Source organism: Paenibacillus sp. FSL M7-1455 (assembly GCF_038004655.1).
GTDB lineage: Bacteria > Bacillota > Bacilli > Paenibacillales > Paenibacillaceae > Paenibacillus_AQ > Paenibacillus_AQ cookii.
Genome location: NZ_JBBORO010000001.1, coordinates 1,510,811 through 1,525,275 on the forward strand (window position 1 = coordinate 1,510,811; position 14,465 = coordinate 1,525,275).

Sequence of the window (14,465 nt, forward strand, 5' to 3'; positions counted from 1 at the left end):
CCTCATCGGCTGCCCCAATACTTCTTTGGAAGCATGTATTATTGGAATTGACCAGCCAGTTGTTGTTCAGCCAGGGTCACCAAACGTTTAGTGATGAGTCCCCCGATCGAACCGTTCTCATAGGAAGTCATGTTGCCTTGGTATCCGTCTTGCGGGATGGAGATACCCAGTTCCTGAGCAACTTCGTATTTCAATTGGTTCAGGGCTGCAGTAGCTTTAGGTACTACCAGGTTGTTGGAGTTGTTGTTTTGAGCCATTGATGTTCACCTCCTTGCTGTTTGTAAAAGTAGTATGTCTCAAAGATTCAAACTTCATCACTTTTTTTAGATGTTTTTCAGTTGGAAATTATAAGTAATTTTTTGTATCATCCCATCCACCCTCAAGGTAAAGGAAGTGAGTATGCATGAAATGTCCCTACTGCGATTACGCAGGCACCAAGGTGCTGGACTCCCGTCCGGCCAACGACAACAAATCGATCCGCCGCAGACGCGAATGCGAAAAATGCAGCAGGCGTTTTACGACGTTCGAAATGGTGGAGGAAACTCCGCTGATTGTCATCAAAAAAGAAGGAAGCCGCGAGGAATTCAGCCGGGACAAAGTGCTGCGCGGCCTCATCCGCGCATGCGAGAAGCGCCCGGTATCGGTGGAACAGCTTGAAGCCATCGTGTCCGAGGTGGAAAAAGCGCTTCGCAACACCGCGGTAGCGGAAGTCGAAAGCCGCCACATCGGCGAGCTGGTCATGGAGCAGTTGTATCCGGTGGACGAGGTTGCTTATGTGCGTTTTGCCTCCGTATACCGGCAGTTCAAAGACATCAACATGTTCATGAAAGAGCTGAAAGGGCTGCTTTCGAAGAATACGATGCCCGACTCGGTCGACTGACCGGATGTCCGAAGGCGCAAACGGCTAGGTGGAAGACATCAAGCCGCTTGCGTCTTTTTTATTTTCCGGGGTTACCGGCAAAAACATGGCATGGCATGGCATTCTGGGTGAATTCTTTACTTATGTGCCGTTGTAAAGTTCTGAAATTTATTTTAATTTTGTCAAGGTTGTTCGAAAATAAATTGTGAAAATTCGTTGACAACGGCAAAATATCAAATGTAAGATAATAACATATATGGGCTGGTTATGACGAAAATACATCGGGAGACATGGGAGGGGTCATCGATTTGTCTAATTTTGAAAGCGTTTTAAATGTAAAAAATCCTAAAAGCAGGATGTCCAAACGGAACGTTTGGAAAGAGCATGTCTTGGCTTACGCATTTTTGGCGCCTTCGATCATTTTATTTATCATGTTTTTGTTTTACCCGATGCTGAAATCCGTTTATTTGAGCATGACGATTACGGATCCTCGGGGACAGGTGGCCGAGTTCGTCTGGTTCGAAAATTTCTTGAACCTGTTCCAATCGCGCCAGCTTTATTCCAATTTGAGCGTAACGCTTCTGTTTATTTTGTACACGGTGCCGACTTCGCTGATCTGGTCCTTGTTTTTGGCGGCGATCACCCACAACAAGCTGCGGGGAATGAAAATTTTCCAATTCATATTTTCGCTGCCGATCGTCATTTCGGTCGGTACGGGCTCCATTATCTGGTTTTTGCTGTTTCACCCGACGGCGGGGATGTTGAACTATTTTTTCAGCCTCATAAGCGTTGGCCCGATTCCGTGGCTGACCGACCCGGCCTGGGCGCTCATTTCCATTTCCATCATGACGGTTTGGATGAACATGGGTTTTCTGTACATCGTGTTGTCCAGCGGGCTGCAAGGCATTCCGGAGGAGCTTTATGAAAGCGCTAAAATCGACGGTTCCGGACCTGTACGCACGTTTGTGCGGATCGTGATTCCGCTGTTGTCGCCGACGATTTTTTTCGCCTTGATCGTTTCGGTGATTGGAGCTTTCCAGGCTTTCGGCCAAATTCATATCCTGACCAAAGGCGGTCCGATCAACTCCACCAACGTCATCGTCTACTCCATTTACCAGGACGCCTTCGTGAACTTCCGCTTCGGGATCGGCAGCGCGCAGGCGCTCATCCTGTTTTTGATTATTTTGGCGCTGACCGTGCTGCAGTTTAAAGTTCTGGAAAAGAGGGTGCACTATCAATGATTGCGAAACGAACGACTGCGCTGCTGCTGTACGTCCTGCTTGCCGCGTTGGCGCTGATGGTGTTGTATCCGCTTATTTTTACGGTGTTTTCGTCGTTGATGACCGAAAAAGAAGTATCCAATTTTCCGCCGCCGTTGTTTCCGACCCGTTTCCATCTCGATAACTTCAAGGAGGCCATCGCCGGATTTCCGATCGTCCGGTTCATATTGAACAGCTTTATCGTATCGGCCGCGGTCATGATCAGCCAGGTCGTGACATCGAGCCTAGCGGCGTACGCTTTTTCGTTCCTGAGTTTCAAAGGCAAAAACGCGCTGTTTGCGATGTTTCTGTCGACGATGATGATTCCATGGGAAGTGACGATCATTCCGAACTATTTGCTGATCAAAAGCTGGGGCTGGATGGACAGCTACCAGGGGCTGATCGTTCCTTTCATGGCCGGCGCTTTCGGGGTGTTTCTGCTCCGCCAGTTTTTTCTGCAGCTGCCGCGCGAATTGTTCGACGCAGGAAAAATCGACGGATGCGGGCATTTGCGGCAATATTTTTCGATCGTGCTGCCGCTTTCCAGGCCGGCGCTGGCCACGCTTTCGGTCTACGTGTTCTTGACGCATTGGAACCATTATCTTTGGCCTCTGCTCATTACGAACCGGGCGTCCATGCGGACCGTCCAAATCGGGGTGGCGATGCTGCAGCATGCCGAGGTCATGTCCTGGAATTTGATTTTGGCCGGGGTGACGCTGGTGCTGCTGCCGTCCTTCATCCTGCTGGCTTTAGGCGTCAAGCAGCTGGTGCGCGGCATCGCGGCGGGGGCGGTAAAGGGATAAAAGCGGTGATCGGCCTTGGATTTGCGGCGGGGCTTGTCATACAAGGCTATAGGCAGGTTTTTTAATAAAAGGGGAGGAATGATGCAGACTATGGGGAAGAAGAGGCTTGTAAGTCTGATGCTGGCAGCGGTAATGCTGCTGATGGCGGCCTGCAGCGTGAACATGGGCGAAGAAGAGCCGAAAGCAGCCGAACCCGGCACGAAAGGCGCCGAAACGAAAAGCGGGGCGCAAAAGGACGTGTTCTGGCATGCCATGGGCGGGGCGACGACGAAGGTCGTGGATCAACTGGTGGACAACTTCAATAAGTCGCAGGATAAAATCCAGGTGGAAGCGGTGTACCAGGGAACATATGACGATTTGCTGAGCAAGCTGAAGGCGTCGATGGGCACCAGCGAAGGGCCGACGGTCGTGCAGATGTACGAAATCGGCAGCCGGTTCATGGTTGATTCCAAGCTGATTACGCCGATGCAAAACTTTATCGATCAGGACGGGTGGGACGTCGGCCAGCTTGAACCGAACATCAGCGGCTACTATACGTTCGACGACAAGCTGTATTCGATGCCGTTTAATACGTCGAATCCGATTTTGTATTATAACAAGGATTTGTTTAAGGAAGCCGGACTTGATCCGGAAAACCCGCCGAAGACGTTTGAAGAGCTGAAAACTGCCGCGGACAAAATTTCGAAAACGGGTAAAGCCGTCGGCGCGAACTTCGCGATTTACGGCTGGTTCATGGAGCAGTTTTTCGCAAACCAGGGAGCGGAATACGTCAACAACGGCAACGGCCGGGACGACCTGGCGACCGAATCGCTGGTGAACTCCGACGCAGGGGTGAAGGTGATGACGTGGTGGAAGGATCTGATCGACACGAAAGCAGCCAACAATCTCGGACGGAAAACCGATGACTCGAAAAAAGCGTTCTCCGCAGGCCAGGTGGCGATGATCCTCGATTCCACGGCGGCGCTCAAAGGATTGGTGGACGGCACGACAGGCAAATTCGAGGTCGGAACGGGCTTTTTGCCGAAACCGGCAGATGCGAAGGAAGGCGGCGTCATCGTCGGCGGCGCAAGCTTGTGGATGATGAACAACCGTCCCGACGAGGAGCAAAAGGCGGCCTGGGAATTCATCAAATTCCTGACCTCGCCGGAGCAGCAGGCATTTTGGCACATCAACACCGGATATTTCCCGATCACGACCAAAGCGTATGAACAGGACAGCGTGAAGGAAAATCTGAAGAAGTTCCCGCAATTCCAGACGGCGATCGACCAGCTGCATCAAACGAAGCTGAACCGGGCTACCCAGGGCGCCGTGATGGGCGTCTTCCCGGAAGCAAGACAAATCGTCGAAGGCGCCATCGAAGAGGTGCTCAACAACAAAAAGACGCCAAAGGCGGCGCTGGACGACGCGGCGAAAGAGATTACCGCCAAAATCCAGGAGTATAACCGGACGGTGAAATAAACTCCGTGGTAGGAGATGCCCTTTTTGGCTCTAGGGCCGGGGCGTCTTCTTTTTTTGAAAAAAAGTATTGCACAACTCTATCCGCTATGATATATTATAGGAGTGCTCTTCAAAAGAGCGATACATACTACGGGGCCTTAGCTCAGCTGGGAGAGCGCATCGCTGGCAGCGATGAGGTCAGGGGTTCGATCCCCCTAGGCTCCATTTTAAAAAGACATCCAATACGGATGTCTTTTTTTGTTTCGGGGCGGAGGGATGAATCTTGCAAGTGAAGCGGGTCCCGCACTGGGAACGGGGGGCCTCGCCGTTAAGGGGAGGGCGGATGAGCTTGGCGTTGCTATTTTTCGTAAGGGGTAGATCGTGTCGTAGATAAGCATCGATAGAATGACGTGGGTTAACAAGCATTTGTAGATATGGGTAGACAGACAAGCGTCGCCGGGCAGTTCATGGAGAAATTCATCTTCCGCTGAAATGTCTACGGAGGCATAAACAAGGTTAGATCGCTGCGCGTAAGCTGTTTCCGGTTGCTAACGGTTGTGACAGCGCCTATGTCGCTTAAAATGGTTCTCTGTAAGTTGTAACGGTCACCAACTAGCTTATTTGGAAGATTACCGTATGAAACTCGGCCAAAATGCCCAAATAACGTCAACCAGAACCGTTAAAATTTCATAACCTCTATTTTGTCGTCATTAACCGCTGTGGCAACCGTTAGAAATTTACTCCCACACTTACTCCCACGCTTGGACTTGTCTCCTCATCTTGACTGCAACTCCTCGTGTGCAATTGTTTTCTGGATTCCCTTCATCTCCTCGTGTTCGATCGTCCTCACGATTCCTTCGTCTCCGGCGTTCAATTGGTCTCTTTAACGGTTGTGATAGCGCCTATGTCGCTTCAAATGGTTCTCTGTAAGTTGTAACGGTCGCCAATGAGCTTATCTGCAAGACTACCTTATGAAATTCGGCCAAAATGTCCAAATAACGTCAATCAGAACCGTTAAAATTCTATAACCTCCATATTCCCGGCATTAACCGCTGTGGCAATCGTTAGAAATTTACTCCTCGCGGTTCCTTCGTCTCCGGCGTTCAATTGGTCTCTTTAACGGTTGTGACAGCGCCTATGTCGCTTCAAATAGTTCTCTGTAAGTTCTAACGGTTACCAATGAGCTTATTTGGAAGATTACCGTATGAAATTCGGCCAAAATGCCCAAATAACGTTAACCAGAACCGTTAAAATTTCATAACCTCTATTTTGTCGGCATTAACCGCTGTGGCAACCGTTAGAAATTTACTTCCACACTTACTCCCACACTTACTTCCACGCTTGGACTTGTCTCCTCATCTTGACTGCAACTCCTCACGTGCAATTGTCTTCTGGATTCCCTATATCACCTCGCGTGCCATCGTCTTTTTACGTTCGTCCTATCCCTCACGTACACTCGATCGCGGGCCACCGAAGCTGGAGGTGGTTAGGCGGAAAACAAAAATAGCGTTGTTTCCGGCTACCCGAGGGTCAAGTGAAGATGACGAGATAGGTTGAACGTTAAGACGCTAGAGAGTTACGTGAATCAAGGGGATAAGGTGAGCGTGAGGAGACCCATCGGCGCAGGCCCAGGACGGCGCGCGGGCAGGAAGGAGCCACGCCACAGGCGACCGGGCCAACCGTCGTCGGCCGAAGCGATGCCGCAAGCAGGACGAGCGCTCCGGTGCGATCGACCGCCTGCTGGCCGCAGCTGCTTTTTCACCAAAAGGGCGTGAAAGATCATTAGTATGCTCTACAAGGGGAACTACGCAAGCAAACTGAAACATCTTGCATCTAGAAAATGAACGCAGCTTCAACAGTAGAAGCCAGGCTCCGTTCCGGATCAATAACTGGGTTTCTTACACCTCATATATCCCGATTCTCAAAAGCGATTGTTAAGGACTTTCCGCACGTTTGTAGGGGGCCTTTTCCTCTATTTGGGGGGCCTATGAGCTTTGATAACCCTGCAAAAATGTGCATATAATAGGCTATATGAAGGGAGGAGCAGCGTATTCGCTACCTTTACGAATTTATAGAGCATCAGGATGATCTACCGATCAAGCTTTTCGTGAACAGCGTGAAGCATATTCATTTTCACTGGCATAAAGAGGTTGAAATCGTCTACGTTCTCCAAGGCTCCGTCATCATGTACCTTGATCAGAAACAGTATACGCTCCATGAAGATGATGTCATTGTCGTGAACAGCATGTCGGTGCATCAGATCGAGCGGACAAGCCAAGACAACGTGCTGTTAACGCTGCAGTTCGGTCCCGAATGGTTGAATAATCAAGCGTTTATCTCGTGCAATTCTGCTGCGGATCCCGAGCAGAACCGGCAGCTGCAGAGCATCAAGCAAAATCTCGCCCAGATGGTCTGGGAGATCAACAAGAAGGCTCCGGGTTATCAAAGCTACACGATGGGCATTTTGCAGACGTTGTGCGGCTGCCTGCTGCGGTATTTTGCGGATGGAACGAATCCCGCAGCCGAAGAGGGCGGCAGAGAGTATGACTATAAGAGGCTGAACAGGGTCCTTACGTACGTAGACCAGCATTATAATGAAAAGATTACGCTGCAGACCATGGCGGAGCTGGAGCATTTGAGCCTGCATTATTTCTCTCACTTCTTTACGGATAAAATCGGCATCCCCTTCCAGAAGTATTTGACGTTGGTTCGCCTGGAGAAGGCGCAGGCCGAGCTTGCCGGAAGCGAAAAAAGCATCACGGAAATCGCTTTGGATTGCGGATTTGCCAACGTGAAGCTCTTTAATAAATATTTCAAAGAAAAGTACGGCTGCACCCCGAGCTCCTATCGTGACGCCTTGCTTGCTCAGGCAGCTGATCGGCCCGACCGCAAGCCGTTAACTTACGACGAGTCCTCAAGCGGCGACTATTATGAGATGGATACATGGAATGCCATGGGCACGTTATATCGGTATCTGGATGCTAGAGCAGACACGAAGCTCGAGGCGCTAAACCCGTCACCCCCGCTTACGGCGGAGCGGAAGATGGTCGAGGTCCAAGCCGATGGGCCTTCGGCAAGGTATGAACGGCACTGGAATGTCACGACAACCGCAGGCAGGGCAATCGAAGGGTTAAGGGAAGACTGGCGCCGGCAGCTGCGTGAACTAAAAGGGCATATTCCGTTCCGGTATATCCGTTTCCACGGCATATTTAACGATGAGATGATGGTGTACAGCGAGAAGGAAGACGGAACTCCTATATATAATTGGTCATATGTCGACAAGCTGTATGATTTTCTCCTGGAGCAGGGAGTAAAGCCGTTTGTCGAACTCAGCTTCATGCCGAGCCAGCTGGCACGTTCCAAGGAAACAATCTTCTGGTGGAGAGGAAATATTTCACCGCCTGCCGATCAAACCAAATGGGACGCGCTGGTGCGGGAGTTCGTGCGCCATTGCCTGAATCGATACGGGGCGAAGGAAGTGGAAAGCTGGTATTTCGAGGTATGGAATGAACCGGATTTGTCCGGGGTGTGCTGGGCCGGGAGCAAGGAAGAATACTTTGCTTTTTATGCATCGACGGTTCGCGCGATCAAATCGGTCTGGCCTCAGCTGAGGACAGGGGGACCTGCGATGGGCTATGGCTCGTTATGGAATGATCCTTGGGCGGATGAGTTTATGGACTATTGCAGGGAACAAGAAGTGCCTCTCGACTTTTTTTCGTTCCATATTTATTCGGAATACCCTCGGCTTAAGGAAGAAAGGGAGCATCTGACCAAGATTATGCCTCCTTCATTTTATAGGGAAAGCATTGACCGTTTACGGGAGAAAATGAAAGCCGCCGCCTATGGCGACGTGGAGCTTCATATTACGGAATGGAACTTCTCCATGTACGACCGCAACTTGCTGCATGACACGATGTTTATGGCCCCTTTTGTCATTTATCATGCGATGAACACGCTGGGCGCGGTGAAAGCATTGGCCTTCTGGTCGTTTACCGACGTCTTCGAGGAAAGCACGGTGCCGACTTCACCATTCTACGGAGGATTTGGCTTGATCAACCGGGACGGGCTCAAAAAGCCGAGCTATTATGCTTTAGAACTGTTGCAAAAGCTGGGCGACGAGCTTCTGGTGCAGGGGGATGGTTATGTGGGAACGCGAACCAGGGATGGCAGCATGCAGTTTCTGTTCTATCACTACGTGCACGTGGATCCCCTGTTTTCAAGCGGCGACTGGTCCGAACTGTCCAGCACGAACCGTTACGATGTGTTTGAGGAAAAAGGAAACCGAAACTTCGAGCTATCGCTAAGCCGGCTTACCGGGACCTTTAAATGTACCAGTTATCGGCTGGACCGGCAGCATGGGTCGGTGTTTGACGAATGGATTCACATGGGGGCTCCCGAATTCCTTTCGGAGGAGGAGCTCGCCTATCTTCACAAGCGAAGCGGGCCGGTCATTCGGACAGAGCTTCTCCGGCAGGATCGCTGGCGCAAAGAAATTGATCTCCCGCCTCATGGCGTCATGCTGCTAACGTTAGACAGGCAGTATTAGCATGATGGAAATGAATCGAATCATAGATCAACAAGACATCCCTTTTTAATAAAAGGGGTGTTTTTTGCTGTTTATTTTCGAGCGTGATACACAAGCTAGGACGGAAGAAGCCAACTAGGCAAAAAATGCCCCTCTACACGACAACTTAAAACAAGAAAGCGTTCCCATGGAAACCCTATACTTAAGGTACAGCCGCACGAGAATGACAGGAGGGAAAACAAGATGAAGCGTTTCATGAAATGGATGACGGAATCGTTTGCGCCTCGATTGGAGGCGTTTACGAACAATGTCTGGGTTTCATCTATTCAAGACGCCATTATGGTCGCGATTCCGATGATATTTATCGGCTCGATCATTACGTTGATTTCGATTTTAAAGGAGTTCTTCCCGGGGATGCCGGATCTATCACCGATCACGACATTTAGCTTCGGTCTGCTAGGTTTATTCATTTCTTTCTTAACGCCTTATATGGTCATGGAAAAGAGGGAGCGCCACAAAATCAAGCTGCTGGCAGGAATGACAGGCTTATCTTTATTCATCATGCTGCTTAACCCGACCATGAACGAGGATGGAACCGTCAAGTTTATCCTTGAACGCTTTGGCGCGACGGGCATGATTACAGCACTGCTTGTGGGGATATTCGTAGCGGTGATCATGAATGTCTGCGGTAAATTCTCCTTCTTTAAAACAGAGAGCTCGCTTCCTGAGTTCATTAAGGAATGGTTCGATTTTCTCATTCCGATCGCGATCATTTTAACTACAGGATGGGTTCTGGTATACCAGCTGCACTTTGATATTTTTGCGCTCATCGTAAATGCATTTGGACCTCTTAATGCTGTGGGGCAAAGTCTCATCGGGTTCGTATTGTTTAACTTTATCGGCGTTGTCCTGTATTCCTTTGGGGTCAGTCCGTGGGTGTTGATGCCGATATGGTACACGATTTGGATTCCCGCCATTGAAGAGAACGCCTCTTTAGTGGCTAAAGGGCTGGACCCGGTTAATATCAATACTTTTGAAACCTTTTTCTCCGGATGGCTGGGCATCGGAGGTATGGGAGCCACTTTGCCGCTCGCCGTCTGGTTCCTGCTTGCCAGATCGCAAAAGCTGAAATCCGTCGGTAAAGCGACGATTATCCCCTCCCTGTTTAATATTAACGAGCCGGTCGTCTACGGAGCGGTTGCTTTCAACCCGCTGCTCATGGTACCGATGTGGATTAATGGTCTTATAACGCCGATCATTGTGTATTTGGCGCTCGATATGGGGCTGGTGAGAATCCCGAGCCAAATCTTTCAATTGTGGTATACCCCAATCGGGCTGTCTACCTACATGATGTCCGGGCTCGGCGGTCTTGTTCTTCTGGCCGTTGTCTTATTGATTGTATTCGCGGTATGGTTTCCGTTCTTCAAGCTGTATGATGCGCAAGAACTGAAGAAAGAGCGGGAAGCAAGTACAACAAGTCATGTGTAAAGGATGAATACAAATGAACCGATCAATTCATGAGTTAATTCAAGAAATGACGCTTACGGAAAAAGCATCCCTCTGTGCGGGATTGAATATGTGGATGACCAAAGGCATCGAGCGATTGAACATTCCAGCTGTGCATATGTATGACGGAACCAACGGGATCCGGAAAACGAACAGCGATGAAGAAATGGGCATCACGTCCGAGAACGTTCCGGCAACCTGCTATCCTACCGGTTCGGCCATCGGTTCCTCCTGGAACACCGAGCTGCTGCATGAAGTCGGGGTAGCGCTTGGACAGGAATCCAAGAAAATGGGCGTGGAGCTGCTGCTCGGCCCGGGCATCAACATGAAGCGGACGCCGCTTGGCGGCAGAAACTTCGAGTACTACTCGGAGGACCCTTGCTTAACAGGCGAGCTTGGCGCAGCCTTCATCAACGGGCTCCAAAGCGAAGGCGTGGGGGCTTCCCTCAAGCATTTCGCTTGCAACAATCAGGAGAACGAGAAAATGGTCACGAGCTCGGAGGTCAACGAACGGACGCTCCGCGAAATTTATCTTAGCGCTTTCGAACGGATCATTAAGAAGTCCGATCCCTGGACCGTCATGTGCTCATATAATTTGCTCAATGGCAGTTATACAAGCGAAAACGAGCATTTGCTCCATGATATTTTGAGGGAAGAGTGGGGCTACGAAGGTGTCGTGCTATCGGACTGGACCGCCGTCAATGACCGGATTCGCGGACTTAAGGCTGGTCTTGATCTTGAAATGCCGGGGCCGGCTCATTACAATACGAAGGCAATCGTGGAGGCTGTGGAGCGCGGAGAACTCTCCGAAGAAAAGCTTGATCAAAGCGTTGCCCGTATTCTAAAGCTTGTAGAGCGAGTGACAGCTCCAAAAGAAACGGTCTCGGGCGCTGTTCAAGACTACCACGCGCTTGCGAGAAAAGCAGCTGCCGAAAGCATCGTGCTGCTCAAGAACGAGAACGGCATTCTCCCGATTCAGCCGGAATCCGCGCCATCGATTGCAATCATCGGACGTTTTGCCAAGAAGCCAAGAATTCAAGGGGCAGGCAGCGCCGAAGTTACGCCAACGCGGGTCGATATTCCGTGGGATGAAATCAAGGAGCTGGCAGGAGAGTCGGTTACGCTAAGCTATGCTGAGGGGTATCCCGCTGATGACTCCGTTCGCGAGGACCTGATTAAGGAGGGCGCGTCGTTGGCGGCGACATCCGATCTAGCCGTATTGTTCGTCGGCCAGCCGGAATATGCGGAATCCGAGATGCATGACTTGAAGAGCATTAACCTCCCAGAGCATCAAGTGAAGCTGATCCAAGCCGTTGCAGCCGTTCAGCCGAACTGCGTCGTGGTAACAAGCAGCGGAAACGCGCTTGCGATGCATCCATGGGTGCAGCATGTGCCCGGGGTCATCCATTCCTGGCTGACGGGGCAGGGGATGGGCAGAGCCATTGCCGAAATCCTGTTCGGGCACACGAACCCTTCCGGCAAACTGTCGGAGACCTTCCCGGTCAAGCTGTCGGATAACCCGTCGCACATGCGGATTCAAGGAGAAAACGGCAAGCTGTATTATCGTGAAGGACTGTTTATCGGCTATCGTTATTACGACCGTAAGGAAATGGCTCCGCAGTTTCCGTTCGGACATGGTTTGTCGTACACGACATTTAAGTACACGGATCTTCAAGCGGTACAGCATGAGAAGGGAGTTACCGTTTCCCTCCAAGTAGAAAATACCGGAAAGCGCACCGGAAAGGAAACCGTTCAATTGTATGTCCATGATGAGGAATGCAAATGGGTGCGTCCCGAGAAAGAGCTTAAAGCTTTTGCAAAAATCGAGCTCGCGCCGGGCGAGAAGCGGAAGATCGTTTTTGAGCTTGAAGAAAGAGATTTTGCCTATTACAACACGAAATACAATCGCTGGGTAGCAGAAAGCGGATATTTCCAACTCTGCGCAGGCAGCTCGTCCCGCGATATCCGAGTGACGAACCGACTGTTCTGCGACTTCGGCAAGGAAGAAATCACGTTCCATAAATTCAGCTTGCTCAATGAATGGGTGAGCGACCCGATCGCAAAGGACGTATTGGAAGAGTGCATCGATGAAATGAACAAGCACGTGAAGGACAAAGTATCTCTCCAGGATGAGTTCCTGGGATTTTGGGAGGACTTCCCGGTCATTAAAATCTTCCAGATGTTCGGGCAAAACTGGATGATGGAGCGGTCTCCGGATGAGGTCGTCGGCGAGCTGATCGAACGTGTGAACGAGAAACGGCTCGAGGCGCAGCAAGTCTAAATCTATTTAACTTAATCATGTCGACAAACATTATATAGGCCCATTCGTTTAAGGAGGATGTCATTCCATGGCATCCTTCTCTTTTATTTTAGGCTTTAGCCAGTTGAGCTCGCGAAGCGTGCGAAACAAAAAACCACCCGCTATGCGGGTGGAGGGAACGAGGGTTTGACCAACAAGACCATCCCGATAAAATTGAGATGTTCAGGCTCAATTGAAAGGAATGGTCTTAGATGGCAAACAAGAACTATAGTTTAGCTCACACAAAGTGGATGTGCAAATACCACATTGTATTCACCCCGAAGTATAGACGGAAAGAGATCTATAATCAAGTGAGGAAAGATTTAATCGAAATTTTCAAACGATTATGTAAATACAAGGGAGTAGAGATCATAGAAGGTCATATGATGCCAGATCACGTACACATGCTGGTAGCGATACCACCGAAAATTTCAGTATCAGCCTTCATGGGATATCTGAAGGGGAAAAGTGAGCTAATGATCTTTGAGAAGCATGCGCAATTAAAGTATAAATATGGGAATCGGAAATTTTGGGCGGAAGGATACTACGTCAGTACAGTAGGCTTAAACGAGGCAACCGTCGCAAAATATATTCGTGAACAAGAAGCACATGACCAGGCAGTGGACAAACTGAGTGTGAAGGAGTATGAGGACCCTTTTAGCATAAATAGTAGCAAGAAAAAGTAAACCAGTTTAACTGGTAAGTGAAAGAGACAAATTACACTGAGCCTGAACAATTTATTGTCAGGCTAGCGTCTTTAGGCGCAGTTTGGCAACAGGGGGTTATACCCCAAGTGCAAACCACCCGTTGGACGGGTGGTTATGATTGGGGAGTCGGACGGGCTGCTTAGTGAGATTAACTAAACATGGAAAGCAGAAAAAGGGGGGACTGTAATGCGAGGCGGACCGGGATTGGATTCAAGTACAGATTACAATAATCTTGGACCCGGAACATGAGCGCTTGATATTTACCAGTAAAATAGAGAAAATGAAGGTATCATCCATCTTCTTTTTATTTTTAAAAAAGGGATATAATGAAAGTTTTACATAAAGCAACTGTAATTATTCCGATTATTTCGTTATTAATGGGAACGACAAGTGCTTTTGCTTCCCGAAATAATCCCCATGTGTATATTAATTAGACAATTTATACGAGCATAACGTATCAATAGCTTTGACAATGGAATGGTCTCGATGCCAAGGAGGAGTACATGAATGGGGAACGGATATGGCCAGCTTTTGGCGAAGATTCAAAATCCGGTACGGCGGCTCGTTAAATTTCGAGAAATTGGAATATCATGTTTTCTGATTTTTATTTTATGTGTTACTGGTTGTTCCCCAAAAGATGAACCTTTTAATCATTCAAGCTTAAATCAAGACTTTCCAGTCCCGAAATCAGCCGAACTTCAGGAGATAAAGGAATACTCGGAAGAGTACGCCTTCAAAGACGTTAAAGAAGAAAACGGACTACCGGACTATTATCGCAAAGAAATAGAGAGACGCGGCTGGATAGAAGCCGATCGATTGGGCTCAAAGTATACCTTTCAGAACGGGGACAAAAAAATCAATTTAATAATACTAACGGAAAAAATAATAATCCAGCTCTAGAGCTAATTAGAGCCCCTCTTTGGCGTCATTTCAATGAAATGGGGGACAAAGGGGCTGTTTTTGAAAAAAATGCCCAACTTGTATATGACGAACTGCGATGCACGCATCTAATCGGTTCCCCGATAGGTGCGTTTTTTATGGATTGAAGTGGATTATAACGGGAAACGCCT

The 14,465-nt window shown here is 49.3% G+C and carries 10 protein-coding genes and 1 tRNA gene; 10 read left to right on the forward strand and 1 reads right to left on the reverse strand.

What is annotated here, in order from left to right; genetic code table 11:
* Positions 1 to 38: 38 nt before the first annotated feature.
* On the reverse strand, positions 39 to 257 hold the full coding sequence (locus NYE48_RS07055) for an alpha/beta-type small acid-soluble spore protein (RefSeq protein ID WP_036707882.1): 219 nt from the start codon (positions 255 to 257) through the stop codon (positions 39 to 41).
* Positions 258 to 403: 146 nt separating this feature from the next.
* Here NYE48_RS07055 and nrdR point away from each other — a divergent pair, with 146 nt between their 5' ends.
* From nrdR to NYE48_RS07105, 10 genes are all read left to right on the forward strand, one after another.
* On the forward strand, positions 404 to 880 hold the full coding sequence (gene nrdR, locus NYE48_RS07060; RefSeq protein WP_036707885.1) for a transcriptional regulator NrdR: 477 nt from the start codon (positions 404 to 406) through the stop codon (positions 878 to 880).
* A gap of 335 nt (positions 881 to 1,215) precedes the next feature.
* Positions 1,216 to 2,100 (forward strand): carbohydrate ABC transporter permease, encoded by an 885-nt coding sequence (locus tag NYE48_RS07065; RefSeq protein ID WP_340997691.1) that lies wholly within the window; start codon positions 1,216 to 1,218, stop codon positions 2,098 to 2,100.
* Positions 2,097 to 2,921, forward strand: a complete 825-nt coding sequence (locus NYE48_RS07070; protein WP_212951942.1) for a carbohydrate ABC transporter permease — start codon at positions 2,097 to 2,099, stop codon at positions 2,919 to 2,921. Before NYE48_RS07065 ends, NYE48_RS07070 begins: the two co-directional genes overlap by 4 nt.
* A gap of 81 nt (positions 2,922 to 3,002) precedes the next feature.
* The gene (locus tag NYE48_RS07075) at positions 3,003 to 4,379 is read left to right on the forward strand and encodes an ABC transporter substrate-binding protein (protein ID WP_445324061.1); all 1,377 of its coding nucleotides are present in this window, start codon (positions 3,003 to 3,005) and stop codon (positions 4,377 to 4,379) included.
* Between the two features lie 131 nt (positions 4,380 to 4,510).
* A tRNA-Ala gene (locus NYE48_RS07080) sits at positions 4,511 to 4,583 on the forward strand.
* A gap of 1,882 nt (positions 4,584 to 6,465) precedes the next feature.
* A complete protein-coding gene (locus NYE48_RS07085) occupies positions 6,466 to 8,904 on the forward strand; it encodes a GH39 family glycosyl hydrolase (RefSeq protein ID WP_340997693.1) in 2,439 nt (812 codons plus the stop codon).
* Between the two features lie 222 nt (positions 8,905 to 9,126).
* Positions 9,127 to 10,371: a PTS sugar transporter subunit IIC gene (locus NYE48_RS07090; protein WP_340997695.1), complete on the forward strand. Its 1,245-nt coding sequence runs from the start codon at positions 9,127 to 9,129 to the stop codon at positions 10,369 to 10,371.
* A 13-nt stretch (positions 10,372 to 10,384) separates the two neighbouring features.
* Positions 10,385 to 12,670: a beta-glucosidase family protein gene (locus NYE48_RS07095; protein WP_340997697.1), complete on the forward strand. Its 2,286-nt coding sequence runs from the start codon at positions 10,385 to 10,387 to the stop codon at positions 12,668 to 12,670.
* A gap of 230 nt (positions 12,671 to 12,900) precedes the next feature.
* Positions 12,901 to 13,374, forward strand: a complete 474-nt coding sequence (tnpA, locus tag NYE48_RS07100; protein ID WP_340996591.1) for an IS200/IS605 family transposase — start codon at positions 12,901 to 12,903, stop codon at positions 13,372 to 13,374.
* A 528-nt stretch (positions 13,375 to 13,902) separates the two neighbouring features.
* Positions 13,903 to 14,295: a hypothetical protein gene (locus NYE48_RS07105; RefSeq protein WP_340997699.1), complete on the forward strand. Its 393-nt coding sequence runs from the start codon at positions 13,903 to 13,905 to the stop codon at positions 14,293 to 14,295.
* Positions 14,296 to 14,465 lie beyond the last annotated feature (170 nt).